The organism is uncultured Ruminococcus sp., from assembly GCF_946415235.1.
Lineage (GTDB): Bacteria > Bacillota > Clostridia > Oscillospirales > Ruminococcaceae > Ruminococcus.
This window is the reverse complement of sequence record NZ_CAMKRR010000025.1, coordinates 16,763-33,593: the sequence shown is the minus strand read 5'-3', so window position 1 is coordinate 33,593 and position 16,831 is coordinate 16,763. Positions and strand designations below refer to the sequence as shown.

At 41.9% G+C, this 16,831-nt stretch carries 17 protein-coding genes and 1 other RNA gene; 14 read left to right on the top strand and 4 right to left on the bottom strand.

Going from position 1 to position 16,831, the window contains the following annotated elements; translation table 11 throughout:
* Positions 1-295: RNase P RNA component class A (gene rnpB / locus Q0R37_RS07105), an RNA gene on the top strand; the annotation flags it as partial.
* A gap of 36 nt (positions 296-331) precedes the next feature.
* On the opposite strand, the gene Q0R37_RS07100 is transcribed toward rnpB, so the two are convergent.
* Together Q0R37_RS07100 and Q0R37_RS07095 are read right to left on the bottom strand one after the other, a co-directional pair.
* Entirely contained in the window at positions 332-1,195 is an 864-nt protein-coding gene (locus tag Q0R37_RS07100) for an AraC family transcriptional regulator (RefSeq protein WP_294752832.1), read from the bottom strand.
* 12 nt (positions 1,196-1,207) lie between these two features.
* Positions 1,208-2,017, bottom strand: coding sequence for a DNA glycosylase (locus Q0R37_RS07095; protein WP_294752830.1), 810 nt, complete (start codon positions 2,015-2,017; stop codon positions 1,208-1,210).
* Between the two features lie 112 nt (positions 2,018-2,129).
* On the opposite strand from Q0R37_RS07095, the gene Q0R37_RS07090 reads away from it, so the two are divergent.
* The 5 genes from Q0R37_RS07090 (at position 2,130) to Q0R37_RS07070 (ending at position 6,424) form a co-directional block, all read left to right on the top strand.
* Positions 2,130-2,990 (top strand): TPM domain-containing protein, encoded by an 861-nt coding sequence (locus Q0R37_RS07090; RefSeq protein ID WP_294752828.1) that lies wholly within the window; start codon positions 2,130-2,132, stop codon positions 2,988-2,990.
* Between the two features lie 22 nt (positions 2,991-3,012).
* Positions 3,013-4,869 (top strand): ABC transporter ATP-binding protein, encoded by a 1,857-nt coding sequence (locus Q0R37_RS07085; protein ID WP_294752826.1) that lies wholly within the window; start codon positions 3,013-3,015, stop codon positions 4,867-4,869.
* 34 nt (positions 4,870-4,903) lie between these two features.
* Positions 4,904-5,596: a GTP pyrophosphokinase family protein gene (locus Q0R37_RS07080; RefSeq protein ID WP_294752824.1), complete on the top strand. Its 693-nt coding sequence runs from the start codon at positions 4,904-4,906 to the stop codon at positions 5,594-5,596.
* Between the two features lie 194 nt (positions 5,597-5,790).
* The gene (locus Q0R37_RS07075) at positions 5,791-6,093 is read left to right on the top strand and encodes a hypothetical protein (protein WP_294752822.1); all 303 of its coding nucleotides are present in this window, start codon (positions 5,791-5,793) and stop codon (positions 6,091-6,093) included.
* Positions 6,094-6,187: 94 nt separating this feature from the next.
* Positions 6,188-6,424: a PC4/YdbC family ssDNA-binding protein gene (locus Q0R37_RS07070; protein WP_294752820.1), complete on the top strand. Its 237-nt coding sequence runs from the start codon at positions 6,188-6,190 to the stop codon at positions 6,422-6,424.
* 35 nt (positions 6,425-6,459) lie between these two features.
* Here Q0R37_RS07070 and Q0R37_RS07065 read toward each other — a convergent pair whose 3' ends face one another.
* Positions 6,460-7,335: an undecaprenyl-diphosphate phosphatase gene (locus tag Q0R37_RS07065; RefSeq protein WP_294752818.1), complete on the bottom strand. Its 876-nt coding sequence runs from the start codon at positions 7,333-7,335 to the stop codon at positions 6,460-6,462.
* 62 nt (positions 7,336-7,397) lie between these two features.
* Positions 7,398-8,066, bottom strand: a complete 669-nt coding sequence (locus tag Q0R37_RS07060; protein ID WP_294752816.1) for a Crp/Fnr family transcriptional regulator — start codon at positions 8,064-8,066, stop codon at positions 7,398-7,400.
* Between the two features lie 103 nt (positions 8,067-8,169).
* Here Q0R37_RS07060 and nrdD point away from each other — a divergent pair, with 103 nt between their 5' ends.
* From nrdD to Q0R37_RS07020, 8 genes are all read left to right on the top strand, one after another.
* Positions 8,170-8,436 carry an anaerobic ribonucleoside-triphosphate reductase gene (gene nrdD / locus Q0R37_RS07055; protein ID WP_294752814.1) on the top strand — a complete coding sequence of 89 codons (267 nt, stop codon included), beginning with the start codon at positions 8,170-8,172 and terminating at the stop codon, positions 8,434-8,436.
* Between the two features lie 74 nt (positions 8,437-8,510).
* Positions 8,511-9,062, top strand: coding sequence for an NADH peroxidase (locus tag Q0R37_RS07050; RefSeq protein WP_294752812.1), 552 nt, complete (start codon positions 8,511-8,513; stop codon positions 9,060-9,062).
* 145 nt (positions 9,063-9,207) lie between these two features.
* Positions 9,208-11,985 (top strand): glycoside hydrolase family 3 protein, encoded by a 2,778-nt coding sequence (locus tag Q0R37_RS07045; RefSeq protein ID WP_294752810.1) that lies wholly within the window; start codon positions 9,208-9,210, stop codon positions 11,983-11,985.
* On the top strand, positions 11,985-12,326 hold the full coding sequence (locus tag Q0R37_RS07040; protein WP_294752808.1) for an arsenate reductase family protein: 342 nt from the start codon (positions 11,985-11,987) through the stop codon (positions 12,324-12,326). Before Q0R37_RS07045 ends, Q0R37_RS07040 begins: the two co-directional genes overlap by 1 nt.
* Positions 12,327-12,511: 185 nt before the next feature.
* Positions 12,512-13,852: an SPFH domain-containing protein gene (locus Q0R37_RS07035; protein WP_294752806.1), complete on the top strand. Its 1,341-nt coding sequence runs from the start codon at positions 12,512-12,514 to the stop codon at positions 13,850-13,852.
* A 71-nt stretch (positions 13,853-13,923) separates the two neighbouring features.
* Entirely contained in the window at positions 13,924-15,153 is a 1,230-nt protein-coding gene (locus tag Q0R37_RS07030) for a hypothetical protein (RefSeq protein WP_294752804.1), read from the top strand.
* A gap of 34 nt (positions 15,154-15,187) precedes the next feature.
* The gene (locus tag Q0R37_RS07025; protein WP_294752802.1) at positions 15,188-16,273 is read left to right on the top strand and encodes a hypothetical protein; all 1,086 of its coding nucleotides are present in this window, start codon (positions 15,188-15,190) and stop codon (positions 16,271-16,273) included.
* A gap of 14 nt (positions 16,274-16,287) precedes the next feature.
* Positions 16,288-16,776, top strand: a complete 489-nt coding sequence (locus Q0R37_RS07020; RefSeq protein ID WP_294752800.1) for a hypothetical protein — start codon at positions 16,288-16,290, stop codon at positions 16,774-16,776.
* Positions 16,777-16,831 lie beyond the last annotated feature (55 nt).

Here is a 16,831-nt window from a genome sequence, read left to right as displayed (position 1 = left end):
GCATCACAGAGCAGGGTAGCTGCTAACGGCAGCCGAGGGCGACCTTAGGGCAAGTGCAACAGAGATATACTGCCGTCCTATGACGGTGATGGTGGAAAGGCGAGGTAAGAGCTCACCAGAGTGCCGGAGACGGTACTGCTATGTAAACCCTATCCGATGCAACGCCTATTGGTGCTTGTTATCTCAACGTCTGCTCGGCGGATAACAAGTAATGGCGGCTTGAGCTTATCGGCGACGATAAGAGTAGATAAATTACCGCACTCGACAGAACACGGCTTATCGGTCTGGTCATAAAAAAAGAGAGCTTTCGCTCTCTTTTTTGTTTTATGTATTATTCTCTCCACTTTTTTCGGTATGCAAAACAGGTCAGATTTTCAGATTTCTTGAACTGTCTTGCAAAATAGCTCTGATCGTTGAAGCCGCAGAGATGAGCTATCTGTTCGACGGTCTTATCCGAGAAACGAAGCAGCTTCTTGCCGTAGTTTATCCTTGCGGTTATTATGTGCTGGAAGATAGTTTTGCCGTATATCCTCTTATATTCTCTTGTAAGGTAGTACTTGCTTATATAGAACTGTGACGAAAGCTTTTCGAGAGAAAGATCTTCGGCGAAATGTTCGTCAATGTAATTATGTACAGAAAGGAGCTTCTGCTTCAAAGCAGAATCGAACTGCTGATCGTTCTGATTAACGGTCAGGGCTGTTGTAAGAAGATCAACTATCAGCTTTGAGCTAAGTATCTCCGCATCAGGCTGCTTTTCATCGTTTATATCTATTATTTCGGTGATAGCGGATACGACCCTGTCAAAAAACTGTGGTCTGAATACAGCCTTTGACTGTGAAGTGAAAAAATCATAATACTGCTGAGAGGTGCTTCCGTTGAAGTGTATCCATAATAGATCCCACGGCTCTGCTTCAGAGCTTTTATAATAATACGGCTGGCAGCAGTCAACAAAAAAGCAGTCACCTTTAATAAGATGAAATGTATCATCACCGACCATCAGTTCCCCAAAACCGCCGACAACAGCAGCTATCAGGAATGAATCAAGGTTATTTCTGTGCTGAACGGAGGCTTCGCCTTTTACGGCGTATCCTGCCTCCTGAACATAAAAAAAGGTATTTTTGGCAGAAGGGCTCGGTGTACATATGATCTGCCTTGAAGCTTTGCTGACGATATCGTCAGATATTTTATGTTCCATGTGTATCTCCTTTTATGAAATGCTTCTTATGTAGTGGAAAAGGTACTGTTGGGCAATTCCTGCATTTTGCTGAGCAAAAGCGGGAAAGCCGCCGGGATAGTACTGTGCAAGGACTCTTTTTATCCAGACATCTACGGGAAATGCTTCTGTCCTGTACATTCCGAAAAGCAGAACACACTCAGCCACTTTCGGTCCTACGCCCTTTATGCTTTTTAGAGCCTTTCGGGCGTCATCAATGGGCATTTTTGCGATCTTTTCAAGCTCAATCTCTTTTGAAGCTGTTTTTGAAGCTGCATCTTCAAGATATTTTGCCCTGAAGCCGCTTCGCAGGTAACCGAGGGAATCGGCATTTTCTTTTGAAAGCTGGTCAACTGCGGGAAATTCACCGTTGTAATGCTCGCAGAGCCTGTCGATTATTCCCTTTATCCTTGGGATATTATTATTCTGGGAAATAATAAAGGAAATAAGGCATTCCCAGCTGTCCTGCTTCAGAAGCCTTATACCGCCTGCGTAATCACACGCCTTTGAAAGCGTCTCATCTTCCGAAAAGCAGCGTTTAAGTTCCGAATAATCCGTTTCAAAGTCGAAATAGCTTACCCATTTGTTCAGGAAAGTCGCTTCGTCAGTATCATGAAAAATAAACATTCCCTTATCCGTCTGGGATACTGTAAGCTTATCATTCACAAAAGCACCTGTATAAGTACAGGCATAGTCCGAGGGGATTTTCTTCCACCTGAAAGCCTGTCCGCAGTCGAGAGTTTCATCAAGATCAAGGTCATTTTCAGAAACTATAATATCATTGCCTTTTTTTTTATAATCCATAGAAAAGCTCCTTTTGTAAAACTTTATACAAATAAAATGCGGTTTTGCACTTGATTTTTCTATTAAATTATACTAAAATATAAGTATAAATACAAGTGCAGAGGATGATTTTTTGAAAAAAATTTTTTTGACAGCCATAACCCTGTCTTTTTCATGGCTGATTCTTACAGGCTGTTCATCGGATAAAGTTTCCAATGAGACCGCTAAAAACCGAGAAGCAACAAGTCAGCCCTTCACAGAAAGAAATGTTGAGCCGTCTGACGGTACTTACGTTTTTGACAAGGCTTCGCTGCTCAGTGCGGAAGACCTCAGAGCCTGCAGTGATTACGCAGGCTGGCTATATGAGAATAAGCTTATAAATGCGGCGGTTATAACTACTAATGACCTTGAGGGAAAAGCTCCATATGATTATGCTGCTGAACAGTTCAGCGAAATATATGAAGGAAAGGGAAGCGGACTTGTTGTACTTATCAATAACGCAACAAACGAGGATATAGTTTACCGAACAGGCTCATGTCTTGTGAATATCGGGCAGAAAACCGCCGATAACGCCATGTACTGGGCGACAAAGGAAATTATTGGCGGCGATTACCGAAGCGGTATCATGAGACTGCTTCAGCTCGGAGAGGTTTGTCCCGAACATATGATTGACAACTCGCAGGTATTCGCATATGAGGATATCCAGCCTATTGAAAAGCGGCTTTCTGCCTTGAAAAAAGACGTTACAGTCCTTTCAACAAGGAACGGCTCTTCAATTTCAAACGAGGAGATATTAAAAACGTACTATAAGCGAAAGTATAAGGACGAAAAGGGCATCATGCTCATGCTTGACATAAATACAAAGACGATTATTGCATATTCAGACGAAAAGCTGCCCGATAAGCTCAAAAAAGAGCTCAGATCGGCAAACGAGCTTGCAGCACGAGACGACTATATCGTAGCTGTAAACAAAGCTATCGACCTCATAGAATAATAAGTGTAGGAGTTGATATACAATGCCACCCGTAGGCGGACCGAGAGGAATGGGCTATCTCACCGATGAAGAGAAGAAAAATCGCCCGAAAGTAACTTCAAAGCTTCTTAAAAGGATATTCTCATATCTTAAGCCTTATTGGAAACAGATGATGATAGTGCTCTTCGCTATAATCATATCTTCGATACTTAATCTGCTTCCGTCAGTACTTACAGGTAAGATAATCGACGAGGGGCTGATCGGAAGAAGCCTCAATAAGCTTGTTTTCTTTATTGTTATGTCGCTTGCAGTGACTCTTGCGGCAAATCTTATAGGTGTGCTTGAAAGCTATATGAATACATGGATAGCTCAGCATATAACCTATGATATGCGTAATAAAATGTATGCACATCTGCAAAAGATGTCACAGCGCTTTTTTACTTCAAATAATCAAGGCGATATCATAACCAGAATGACCAGCGATATTTCGGGTGTGCAGCAGATAATCACAAATACTCTCACAAGCATCCTGTCAAACTCCATTACGCTCATCGTAGCATTGATAGTTATGTTCAGGCAGAACTGGGTGCTTGCTATCGTGGGTATGCTCGTTGTTCCGCTTTTTGCGATACCGACAAGGAGCGCAGGTAAAACAAGATGGACCATCACAAAGGAATCACAAGCCTGCAGCGATGAAATAAACGGGATACTCAACGAAACTATGTCCGTAAGCGGACAGCTTCTTGTAAAGCTGTTCGGAATGGAAAAGACAGAATACGAAAAATACGAAAAAGTCAATCATAAAATGATAAAGCTGAATATACGCGAGGGTATGGCAGGCCGCTGGTTCAGAGTTGCACTCACTACTTTTTCGAGTATAGGTCCTATGCTCATATACCTTGCAGGCGGCATTCTTATGATGAAGTTCGACTCGGATCTTACAGTCGGCGATATTACGGTTCTCGTCGCACTTCTCGGCAAAATGTACGGCCCTGTAAATCAGCTTCTCAATATACAGGTAGACTGGATACGTTCAATGGCTATGTTCACACGTATCTTTGAGTATTTCGATATGCCTGCCGAGATTGAGAACGCTCCAGACGCCATAACTCCGGAGACTGAGCCAAAGGGCGAGGTCGAGTTCAGAAATGTCGGCTTTTACTACGATAAGGAGCGTCAGATACTTGATGATATCACATTCAAGCTTGACAGCGGCAAATGTATTGCAATTGTAGGTCCGTCGGGGTCGGGAAAGAGTACCCTTGTAAACCTGATACCGAGGCTTTATGATGTTACAGCGGGTTCTGTGCTGTTTGACGGTACAGATGTCAGAAATCTCGATCTGTCATACCTGAGGGAGCACATCGGTATTGTAAGTCAGGAAACATACCTTTTCAACGGAACTATCCGCGAAAACCTCCTTTATGCAAAGCCCGATGCAACAGAAGAAGAGCTTATCGAAGCCTGCAGGCAGGCAAATATATATGAATTTATCGAAAAGCAGGAGAACGGTCTCGATACTGTGGTCGGAAACAGAGGGCTTAAGCTTTCGGGCGGTGAAAAACAGAGAATTTCCATCGCAAGAGTGCTTCTGAAGGATCCTGCACTTATGATATTCGATGAAGCAACATCTGCTCTTGACTCCATTTCAGAGCAGAAGATACAGGACGCTATCGAGCCGCTTATCTCTTCACGTACAAGTATTCTTATCGCTCACAGGCTTTCCACCATTCTTGCCGCTGATGAGATACTTGTAATAAAGGACGGCGTCATATCTGAAAGAGGTACACACAGCGACCTTGTAAACCGCGGCGGAGTTTACTCCGAGCTCTATAAAACTCAGTTCAGCAAGGCTGAAAATACAGCAAGCAACTTCGATTACACAGAAGGCGAGGATTGAATCCAAAGATATAATAAAGAAAGGGTAGAGACAGATGAGCGAAAAGGACTTTTACATTGAAGCATTTGACAATCTTCCTGCGTTAACAGACAACAGCGAGTCCATGAAGGAAATGTTTTCCCATGTCTTTTATGATTTTTTACAGCTTCAGCATCTTTACGACTCCGCAATAGAGGTCGTAAAGACGTATCTGAATATACTCGATAACGAATTCGGTGTTAAATTTCAGCGAAATCCCATACACAACATAGAAAGCAGGCTTAAATCTCCGCAGTCAATAATAGGCAAGCTGCAGAAGAAGGGACTTCCCATTACACCCGATGCCGCAAGAAAGAATCTGCTCGACCTTGCGGGCATAAGAGTGACCTGCTATTATATCACGGATATTTACGCTATTGTGGAAATGCTGAGCAGACGCGATGATTTTACGGTCATAAAGCGCAAGGATTATATAAAAAATCCCAAGCCAAGCGGATACAGGAGCTATCATATCATACTTAATGTTCCCGTTTATCTGTCAACTCACAAGGAATACGCTCCCGTTGAGATACAGATACGCACTATAGCCATGGATTTCTGGGCAAGTCTTGAACATCAGCTTAAATACAAGACTTCCGCTGATATTCCGAGCGATATATCGCAGGAGCTCCGCGAATGTGCCGAAAGGATAGCTGAAACAGATATGCAGATGCAGCGAATTTATATGCAGATAAACGATATGGACTGAAAAAATCATGCTCCCGAACGCATTTTCGCCATATTTTGCGTAAATACCTATTAATTTACATAAAAATGCCCGTTCACATTAAAAGCTTCCGATGTTATAATTAATACGTACTCAATAACTGCCGCAAGGCATATATTGTCCGAATGGTTAAATAGGGTACAAGAAAAACATAAAGCAAAGGAAGGAGCATAAAAATGTTCGGGATAGTAAAAAGAATAAAGCATGATGTACGTGATAAGACCTTATATATGGAGATATTCGGTGACAATAAGGTGGCATACAGGGTATTGAGCGGAAAAATGGTGATATACGGCGATGAAGTCATTACATACGGAGTTGAAGTAGTTGACAAGAAAAGCGGCGACAAGGAATGTATCGCGGATTTCTCACGAAATATCGAGGACGCCGTAGCATTTGCAGAATCTCTTATCACCAATAAAAGCCGCCCGCGCCAGCTATACAGCAAAGCTCTTGATTATCTCAGAGTATCTATCTGAATTTTTTTCTTGTCAGGTATAGACAAATCAAATTTTTTATGTTATAATATTAAATTGAATGGTTTATCAGCCTGATCTTGAAAGGAGTATTATTATGGCAGAGCTTAAATACGAAATAACCGAAAAGTTGGGAGTTCTCTCAGAAAACGCTAAAGGATGGACAAAAGAGCTTAATATGGTAAGCTGGAACGATCACGAGCCAAAGTATGACATTCGTGAATGGTCACCCGATCACTCAAGAATGGGCAAGGGCGTTACACTTACAGCAGATGAGCTTGCAGAGCTTAAAGAGCTTCTTGCAGGCATTGATCTTGATTCATTTGAGGAATAATTAAAAGGCAGCTTTTTGAGCTGCCTTTTTTATATTTATTTTACCATAGCCTTTATGCCGAAATATGCGATCACAAGTATTCCGAGTGCTATTCTGTACCAGCCGAATACCTTGAAATCATGCTTCTTTATGTAATCCATAAGGAATTTGATTACAATTACCGATACAACAAATGCAACGATCATTCCTACAAGAAGTATACAAATCTGTGGTGAAGTGAAGCCACCTTCATCATCTGTAGCATATTTAACTATTTTTAAAAGGCTTGCACCGAACATTGTTGGAACAGCAAGATAGAATGTAAATTCTGCCGCAACAGGTCTTGCTATACCAATTAATAAAGCGCCGACAATCGTTGCACCAGAACGCGAAGTTCCTGGGAAAAGTGCGGCAATAAGTTGAAAAACGCCGATTATAAATGCAGCTTTATAAGTAAGCTGAGATATATCTGTAACAATAGGCTTATGGTTTTTGTTCCAGTTTTCGATGATAATAAAGGCTACACCAAAAACGATGAGTGCAATGGCGATAATCCAGAATTTTCTGAGATGATTATCTATCCAGTCGTCAAATAATAAACCAATAATTGCGGCAGGTATGCAGGCTGCAAGAACCTTGAACCACATAATAAATATATCTGTCTTTATCATCTGTCCGAAGGGGGACTTGTTGAGCGGGCGAGAGTTGTTTTTTTTGCCGAATGGCCAGAGCTTTTTCCAGAAGATAACGACTACTGCCATTATTGCGCCTAATTGTATAACTACATCATACATATCCGTAAATTTTTTAGGCTGATCAAGCTTTAAAAAGTTTTCCACAAGGATAAGGTGTCCTGTACTGCTTATCGGCAGCCATTCGGTTATTCCTTCGACTATACCGAGTATAATGGTTTTTATCATTTCCCAAAACATAGTATGATAATTCCTTTCAAATAAAAATACAAGTGATATTATATCACATTTGTTTTAAGCTGTCAATCATTTTGATCAGGATATCTGTAAAGCTTGAATTTCCGCTTTGAAATTGTAAGTATGCCCTCTTTTTTGAGCCTTGTTATCTCACGCTGGAGAGCGCTTCTGTTTACGCATAGATAGTCGGAAAGGGCAGTAGTCGAAAATGGTATCTGCGGAGCTTTTCCCTTTGGGGTCTTTTCTTCTATTATACTCAGGCAGCTTATAAGTTTATCCTCGATTGAACGCTGACTGAGGACTTCTATACGTTCATTGAGGGAAACCGCCTTTTCCGACATGAGCTCAAGAAGGTTCTCGACTACCCGCGAATGGCACTGACAGGCGTTTTCACATCTTTTTGTGATCTCGGAACGCCTTACGAACATTACCTCGCACGCATTCTCCGCAATTATCTCTATTCCGCTCCTCTGCGAAGCCGTAAATGTGAAATAAACGCCGAAAATGCTTTGCTCGCCAAGGGATTCCATGATAGAACGGACTCCGTTTATATCATATCTTACCATAACTGCTGTACCGCTGAGGATTATACCCAGCTTGTCGGGATTATCAGAATAGTCCATAATTCGGTTTCCTGACTTGAATTTCTTTATATCGGCATTGAAGCAGCTTATCATTCTGCGGCAGTCACCTTGTTCTATTCCTTTAAACAGTATATTATCTTCGGGCAGCATAAAATTTCACTCCTTTGTTGCATATGCAACAGATTTTTTGTTTCTTATATGATACAATATATTCAGTCAAATGTCAATACTATTTCTACGGAGGTCGAAAACAATGAAGGTTAATGTTATCGGAGAACAGATTTCTCAGGACGAGATCAATGCGTACATTGATTACGGCAGGAAAAAGTACAGCGACAGGGAGATACTTGGTATGACAGTAAAGATTGACGGCGAGTACGTTGATCTTGAATACGATTTTGCCAAAGATGTACCTTTTGACAGAATAAGAAGGATAACAGGTTATCTTGTCGGTACTCTCGACCGTTTCAACAACGGAAAGCGTGCCGAAGAGCACGACAGAGTAAAACACTCGGTTTGATTTTGTCCATATAAGCAAGGCAGTGTCTTAGCTCGGACTCAACAATATTTTTAAAATAATGGAGGTAAACAACTATGAAAACTTACGTATGTCCTGTTTGCGGATACGTTCACGAAGGAGATGCACCGCCCGAGAAATGTCCTCAGTGCGGCGTTCCAGGTTCAAAATTTATCGAAAAGGAAACAGGCGATAAGCTTGTATTTGCCTGCGAGCACGAGCTTGGCGTTGCTAAGGCTGTAACAGATCAGGAAATTCTTGACGGACTTCGTGCAAACTTCAGCGGAGAATGTACAGAGGTCGGTATGTATCTTGCAATGGCAAGAGTAGCATACAGGGAGGGCTATCCCGAAATAGGCGCATACTGGGAAAAAGCTGCATACGAAGAAGCAGAGCACGCTGCAAAGTTTGCAGAGCTTCTCGGTGAAGTTCTTTCATCTTCCACAAAGGAAAACCTAGAAAAGAGAGTTGCTGCCGAGCACGGCGCAACAGAGGGCAAGCTGAAGCTTGCTAAAAGGGCAAAAGAGCTTAATCTTGACGCTATCCATGATACAGTTCATGAAATGGCGAAGGACGAGGCTCGTCACGGCAAGGCATTTGAAGGTCTTCTTAAGAGATACTTTGGCTGATAATATCAGATCTGGCGGCAGGGAAATACCTTGCCGCTTTTTTATTTTTATATTAATAATATGTTCAAAATCAACCAAACCACTTGAAATTATAAGTGATATTTGATATAATATAATCACATATTTCAAAGGAGGGACGAAAAATATGGAGAAAATACTCGACTGGAACAAATACCTCGAAAAAGCGGCAGAGACTGTCTCTGAGGGAATCGTTATGCTAAAAAACGACAATGGAGCGCTTCCGCTGGATATGAATGAAAATGTTGCCGTTTTCGGCAGGATACAGCTTCATTATTATAAAAGCGGTACAGGCTCGGGTGGTATGGTAAACGTTTCAAAGGTCACAGGTATCGTTGACGGACTTATTGAAGCAGGAGTCAGGATAAACGAAAAGCTTCTTGGAATATACAAGGAATGGGACGAAAAAAATCCCTTCGATCAGGGCGAAGGCTGGGGAAATGAACCGTGGTCGCAGAAAGAAATGCCACTGACAGATGATATCGTTGAAGAAGCTTCCAAAGAAAGCAGCCGAGCTGTTGTTATAATTGGCAGAACAGCAGGTGAGGAACAGGACGCGCGGCTTGAAGCAGGTTCGTATCTTCTGTCCGATGACGAAAAGGATATGCTGAAAAAGGTAAGGAAGCACTTTGATAAAGTTATCGTTCTTCTCAACGTGGGAAGTCTTGTTGATATAAATGATATACTTGAAATAGGCACGGATGCTTTACTGTACGTATGGCAGGGAGGCATGACAGGCGGAACAGGTACTGCCGCCGTTCTCACAGGTAAGGTCAGTCCGTCAGGAAAGCTGCCCGATACTGTCGCAGGTGATATCAGTGACTACCCGTCAGCAGCAAATTTCGGGCAAAAAGACCGCTCGTTCTATAAAGAAGATATATATGTAGGTTATCGCTGGTTTGAGACGTTCGCAAGGGAAAAAGTCATTTATCCATTTGGCTTCGGACTTTCATATACGACCTTTAACATTGAATTCTTATCCGCATACGGCGATGATATCCTGAAGTTTAATGTAAAAGTCACAAATACAGGCAATTTCTCGGGAAAAGAAGTTGTTCAGCTTTATGTTGAAAAGCCGCAGGGCAGATTGGGCCAGCCTTCAAGAGTTCTTTGCGGCTTTGCAAAAACAAAAACTCTTTCTCCGGGAGAATCTCAGGAGCTTTCAATGTCCGTAATTAAGCGCGATATTGCTTCGTATGACGATTTGGGAGCCTCCGGCAGCGTAAATTGCTGGATACTCGAAGAAGGGGATTACAGCTTCTGGTTAGGCTCTGACGTAAGAGAAGCGAAAAAAGTTTACTCTTTCAGCCTGGCAGATACGATCGTTGTTGAAAAGTGTTCGCAGGCGCTTGCTCCTGTTATTGCCTTTGAACGTGTAAAACCTCTTAAAAACAGCAGCGAATACACAGTCGTAACCGAGGCGGTACCGACAAATAAAGTCGATGAAGCTAAACGCCGTACAGATAAGCTTCCTGCCGAGATAAAATATACAGGTGACAAGGGAATAAAGCTTTCTGACGTTAAGAGCTGTAAAAACTCCATGACAGAATTTATTGCTCAGCTGTCCGATAATGAGCTTTCTTCAATAGTACGCGGCGAGGGAATGGGCAGTCCGCGTGTCACAGCAGGTACTGCTTCAGCATTCGGCGGAGTATCCGACGAGCTCAACGACAAAGGCGTTCCTGCCTGCTGCTGCTCTGACGGACCTTCTGGTCTGAGACTTGACTGCGGTACAAAGGCTTTTAGTCTTCCGAACGGAACTCTCATTGCTTCGACCTTCAACCGTGAGCTTATACAGGAGCTGTATGAGTTCACAGGAACAGAAATGACTGCAAATAAAGTGGATTGTCTTCTCGGCCCGGGAATGAACATCCACCGTCACCCGCTAAACGGCAGAAACTTTGAGTATTTCTCGGAAGATCCATATCTGACAGGTCAGATGGCTGCCGCAGAGCTTAAAGGACTTCACAGCATGGGCGTAACAGGTACAATAAAGCATTTCTGTGCAAATAATCAGGAAACTAACCGACACTTTATAGATTCAGTCGTTTCGGAAAGAGCTCTACGTGAAATATACCTCAAAGGCTTTGAGATAGCTGTAAAAGAAGGAGAAGCTCAGACAATAATGACCACTTACGGTTCGCTGAACGGAATCTGGACAGCAGGCAGCTACGATCTGAATACTGTTATCCTCCGTGACGAATGGGGCTTCAAAGGACTAACCATGACTGACTGGTGGGCAAATGTAAACTTTCGCGGCGAAGAGCCGAAAAGAAGTTATTATATCCCGATGATACGGGCTCAGAACGATGTATATATGGTATGTGCTGACAGTTCGGCTGTTGATGATGATATAATGCAGGCTCTTGAAAACGGTGTGATCACAAGAGGCGAACTGCAGCGCAACGCCGCGAATGTGCTGAGTTTTGTCATGACAACTCATGCTATGGACAGAATTATGGGAAATGACATCAAAGTAAAGGTGATAAACAGAGAAGAAAGCGAAAGCAGCTCGGATGAACCCGTTGTATTTTATGATATTGAAAAAGAACTGAATATTGATCTTGAAGATATCGAAAGCATAAAGGGCGAAAACTATGCTTTTGCTTTGATATTAAAAAATCTCGGCTGGTATAAGGTCACTGTAACGGCTTCGTCAACACAAAGCCACCTTGCTCAGCTTCCGATCACGATTTTTTCAATGGGCACACCAAGCGGTACTCTCACATGGAACGGGACCGACGGCAAACCTGTGTCACTCTCATGCACACTTCCGATGTTTTCGAGATTTTCAGCTATAAGACTTTACTTTGCACAAAGCGGTCTGAAGCTTCACAACATAAAATTTGAACTTGAAAAAGCCGATGATAATATTGAATTGGCGTTCGCAGCGGAGGATCAGTGATGAATATACAGATATTCGGCACAAAAAAGTGCTTTGACAGCAAAAAAGCCGAGCGCTACTTCAAGGAGCGCAATATAAAATACCAGTTTATAGATATGAAGGAAAAAGGAATGAGCAGAGGAGAGTTCAACAACGTCAAAAAAGCAGTTGGCGGAACTGATATGCTCATAAATCAGGAATACAAGGACAAAGACCTGATCGCTCTTCTTCAGTATCTTTCCGATGAAGCGAAGGAGGAAAAGATACTGGAAAATCCTCAGGTGATCGTCACTCCCGTTGTCAGGAACGGAGCCAAAGCAACTATAGGCTATCAGCCTGATATATGGAAAAACTGGGAGTAATATTGTTAAAAGATAAAAATATATCTGAAACAGTAAAAAATTGACAAAAGGTAGTGCATTTTTTCTTTAAATATGTTATAATTACAATATGTTAGTTTTCAGCTGACAAGTAAATGACGAAAAATGGCTATTTTTCGCGTAATAAAATTTTAATAGGGATTATTTTCCCGAAAGGAGCTATAATTATGGGTATTATTCAGGCAGCTCTCGTCGGAGCATCTCAGACTCTTGCTGATACATGGGAAGAGTTCTATACTTGTGACGCTCTTCCTACCGACGTTCTCGTTGTAAGAGCTAAGAGACAGCTTGGAAAGCACTCTTCCAACACAAAAGGAAATGAAAATGTAATTTCCGACGGAAGCGGTATCGTAGTTCACGAAGGTCAGGCAATGATCATGGTAGACCAGGGCATGGTTACGGAAATCGCTACTCAGCCGGGTGTATACAAGTATCAGACAGGTACTTCGCCAAGCATCTTCAACAGCAGCTTCGGTACAGGTCTCAAGGATATGTTCAAAGAAATGTGGGAGCGTATCAAGCACGGCGGTACAGCTGCAAAGGATCAGAGGATCTATTACTTCAATATGAAGGAGCTGCTTGACAACAAGTTCGGCACACAGAACCCCGTTCCTTTCAGAATGGCATATCAGGATCTCGGCAGAAGCTTTACTGTCGGCGTTCGCTGCAACGGTGTATATTCCTACAGAATTGCCGATCCTGTTCTTTTCTATGTTAATGTATGCGGAAACGTAACTGACAAGTATTTACGTTCTCAGCTCGACAACCAGCTCAAGAGCGAGTTCCTTGATTCACTCCAGCCTGCATTTGCTTCCATATCCGCATCCGGAATAAGATACGACGAGCTCCCCGGCAGACAGAGAGAAGTAAAGACTGCTATCGAGACCGAAGTAAATCCTATGTGGAAGGAAAAGAGAGGTCTCGAGATACAGACAGTCAATATCAATTCCGCAACTATCTCTGATGAAGATACAAAGAGGATTCAGGAATTTGAAGACAGAGCATGGAACCGTGATCCCGGCAACGCAGCTGCAACACTTGTTGAAGCTCAGGCACAGGCTATGCAGAATGCTGCAAATAACCCTAACGGAGCTGCTATGGGTCTTTTCGGTATGGGAATGGCTCAGCAGGCAGGCGGTACTAACGCACAGAACCTCTTTGGTATGGCTCAGCAGAATCAGGCTGCACAGATGGCACAAGCTCCCGCAGCACCCGCTGCTGCTTCGTCTGACTCATGGAAGTGCGAATGCGGCGAAGTAAATACAGGTAAATTCTGCTCAGGCTGCGGAAAATCAAAGCCTGTAGTACTTACTCCCGACGGCTGGACATGCGACTGCGGATCGGTAAATAAGGGTAGGTTCTGTTCTAACTGCGGCAAAAAGAAGCCTGAAGGAGCTCCACTCTACAAGTGCGACAAGTGCGGATGGGAACCTGAGGATCCGATGAATCCTCCTAAGTTCTGTCCTGAGTGCGGCGACCCTTTCACTGATGATGATATTGTAAAGTAATGATACATATCGGGCGGACCTTGGCGTCCGCCCATTTTAAATAGTTTATTTTCAAAGGAAAGAGATAAAAAATGACAGATTTGATTGAATATAAGTGTCCGTCATGCGGAGCATCGCTTCATTATGATATAAAACAAAATAGTTTATCATGTAGTTTTTGTAAAAACACATATGATCCTGAGTATATGTACTACCGCCTTCACCCGCACATAGTAAAAAAAGATTCTGATTTTGACTGGGTAGAAAGATCAAAAGCAGTATGGGAGCCTTTTGAAGTCGACCATTATGTTGAATTAGACTGTCCTTCATGCAACGCAAAGATCATAACAAGATCATCGACAGCAGCTTCTGTATGTCCGTTTTGCGGAAATGCTGTAATAAAGTCATCGAATTTCAAAGAAGATATTCGTCCCGATAAAGTTATACCGTTCAAAATACCGAAGCAGGTATTTGCTGATAAATACATGAATTATATTTCAGATATAAGATTTATTCCCAAAGAATTCAAGGATAAAGCAGTTATCAACAAAATAGTTGGCTGCTACATACCTGTATGGAGTTACAGCTGTACTTGCGAAACAACGGTTGATTACTCGTTCTGTTCATCTGTTCAACTTAAAAATTATCCCATACTTGCTAATGAAAGTGACATCAAAAGCGAAGTATTTTATTCTCTTTGGCCTTTTGATTTTAATAAAGCCGAAGTTTTTAACGAGGCATACCTTTCAGGTTATTTTGCAAGCAGATATTCTATCGGTGCAAAAAATGCCATGGAAAATACAGATCCCGAAATCAAAAATTGTTGTTCGGAAAAAACATTAAAACAAGCTGATGCAATAACTGTCGGTCCATCAAATCCCCATAAGGATTATAATAAGCTGCTTAACGAACTATTTGACGGCAAATTTGAGGAAGTAATATATGACAGGCAAATGACATATTATCTTATACCGATCTGGCTCTTAAATATAACTTGCGGAAATAAAACGTACACCTTTGCTATGAATGGTCAAACGGGTAATATGTATATTGATGATATTCCGGAACCGATAATTTTAAGTAAATACTTTTTACTTACTTATTTGATATTGCAGCTTTCAGAATCAATCTTAGGATCGCTGCTTTTGAGAAATGATATATCTGCTGTACTATTTATTAATCTTTATCTCATTTCATTTCTTTTTCTCCCGAATTTATTTATTTCTTATGCGATATTGCGTTCAAAATTTAAAACAACGATATCTAAATTAGATCTATACTGCTATCAAAAAATATTTAAAGTGCGTGATTTTATTCATTAAACTGTTGAAATATATTGATACTGAGGTGAAATGAATGTCTGATGTAATAGAATATAAATGCCCTGCCTGCGGCGGCAAGCTTGAATTTGACTCTTCCTCGCAGAAAATGAAGTGTCCGTTTTGCGAGTCGGAATTTGAAGTTGATTCAATAAAAGATCACGACAACTGTCTTGAAAACATAAAAGAAGACGACATGAACTGGGATTCCAGCGCAGGCGGCGAATGGCAGCAGGGTGAGACCGAGAATATGAAGGTATACAAGTGCAAGTCGTGCGGAGGCGAGATAATCACAGATCCTACGACTTCTGCTTCAAAATGTCCTTACTGTGACAACCCTGTTGTAATGTCAGGAAACTTCACGGGTGACCTTAAACCCGATTATATCATACCTTTCAAATATGATAAAGCGGCTGCAAAGGAGGCACTGATGAAGCACATTGAGGGAAGAAAGCTTCTTCCAAAGGTCTTTAAGGATCAGAACCACATCGACGAAATAAAGGGAGTATATGTTCCTGTATGGCTTTTTGATGCAAACGCCGAAGCCAAAATGCTTTTTAAAGGCGAAAAACTGAGAAGCTGGTCTGACGGAAAGATCAATTACGTTGAAAGGAACTATTATTCCATACAGAGGGAAGGAAATGTCGAATTCGAAAGAGTACCTGTAGACGGATCGACAAAAATGCAGAACGAACTCATGGAATCCATTGAGCCCTTTGATTTTAAAGACGCTGTTGAGTTCAAAACTGCCTATTTGTCAGGTTATCTTGCAGACAGGTACGATGTTTCTGCTGAAGACAGCATAGGAAGAGCCAATGACAGAATAAAGGCTACCACCGACCAGATATTTACAAGTACAGTACAAGGATATAATACAGTATCGCGTGAAAACAGCTCTATCAGACTCGATAACGCAAAGGCAAAATACGCATTATATCCCGTATGGATACTTAATACCACATGGGAAAATAAAAAGTATATTTTTGCCATGAACGGACAGACGGGAAAATTCGTCGGTGATCTCCCCATTGACCAGGGTGCTTCCACAAGGTGGTTCTTCGGCATCGCCGCGTGTGTTACAGCTGTCTGCTTCGGATTATCCCTTCTTCTGGGACTTGCGTGATGGGAGTGACAGTAATGAGAACAAGAATGATCGCGGTATTATCTGCTTTGTTTATTTTTTCAGCCATATTCTTAAATTTCAAGACATTCAACTGCAGTATTACAGTCCATGCAGATTACGAATTTGAATTTATCGGCGAAAATACAGAAAATGTTTCTGATACCGATGAATACTCTTACGACAGTGACATCATCGAGTTTAATACTATCGAGCCTGAGCAGAACAGCGGCAATGAAAACTACAGCGCTGTATCCGAGCGCACATATAATCCTGTATCTGCCTTCGTCATAAGCCTTATTATAGGTCTTATCGCTGCGTTTATTGCGATTTCGATCATGAAATCGAGCATGAGATCTGTACATAAAAAACAGGGAGCAGCTGATTACAGAAAAGAAAACAGCTTCAAGCTTGATGTTAAAACAGATAACTTCCTTGGCAAAAGAGTTGAAAAAAGTCCTGTAATGAGGGCTGAAAATCCCGATTCTCAAAGGCCGAATCACTGATTTTCTGATAAATGCAGATTTTTTGTTGACAAAGCGATCCTTTTGATGTATAATA

Coding starts and splice junctions, on each gene's coding strand:
- Q0R37_RS07080 (WP_294752824.1), top strand. CDS start 4,904: ATGAGCGAAAAGGACTTTTACATTGAAGCATTTGACAATCTTCCTGCG.
- Q0R37_RS07095 (WP_294752830.1), bottom strand. CDS start 2,017: ATGGATTATAAAAAAAAAGGCAATGATATTATAGTTTCTGAAAATGAC.
- Q0R37_RS07085 (WP_294752826.1), top strand. CDS start 3,013: ATGCCACCCGTAGGCGGACCGAGAGGAATGGGCTATCTCACCGATGAA.
- Q0R37_RS07050 (WP_294752812.1), top strand. CDS start 8,511: ATGAAAACTTACGTATGTCCTGTTTGCGGATACGTTCACGAAGGAGAT.
- Q0R37_RS07100 (WP_294752832.1), bottom strand. CDS start 1,195: ATGGAACATAAAATATCTGACGATATCGTCAGCAAAGCTTCAAGGCAG.
- Q0R37_RS07030 (WP_294752804.1), top strand. CDS start 13,924: ATGACAGATTTGATTGAATATAAGTGTCCGTCATGCGGAGCATCGCTT.
- Q0R37_RS07045 (WP_294752810.1), top strand. CDS start 9,208: ATGGAGAAAATACTCGACTGGAACAAATACCTCGAAAAAGCGGCAGAG.
- Q0R37_RS07075 (WP_294752822.1), top strand. CDS start 5,791: ATGTTCGGGATAGTAAAAAGAATAAAGCATGATGTACGTGATAAGACC.
- nrdD (WP_294752814.1), top strand. CDS start 8,170: ATGAAGGTTAATGTTATCGGAGAACAGATTTCTCAGGACGAGATCAAT.
- Q0R37_RS07025 (WP_294752802.1), top strand. CDS start 15,188: ATGTCTGATGTAATAGAATATAAATGCCCTGCCTGCGGCGGCAAGCTT.
- Q0R37_RS07020 (WP_294752800.1), top strand. CDS start 16,288: ATGAGAACAAGAATGATCGCGGTATTATCTGCTTTGTTTATTTTTTCA.
- Q0R37_RS07060 (WP_294752816.1), bottom strand. CDS start 8,066: ATGCTGCCCGAAGATAATATACTGTTTAAAGGAATAGAACAAGGTGAC.
- Q0R37_RS07070 (WP_294752820.1), top strand. CDS start 6,188: ATGGCAGAGCTTAAATACGAAATAACCGAAAAGTTGGGAGTTCTCTCA.
- Q0R37_RS07035 (WP_294752806.1), top strand. CDS start 12,512: ATGGGTATTATTCAGGCAGCTCTCGTCGGAGCATCTCAGACTCTTGCT.
- Q0R37_RS07040 (WP_294752808.1), top strand. CDS start 11,985: ATGAATATACAGATATTCGGCACAAAAAAGTGCTTTGACAGCAAAAAA.
- Q0R37_RS07065 (WP_294752818.1), bottom strand. CDS start 7,335: ATGTTTTGGGAAATGATAAAAACCATTATACTCGGTATAGTCGAAGGA.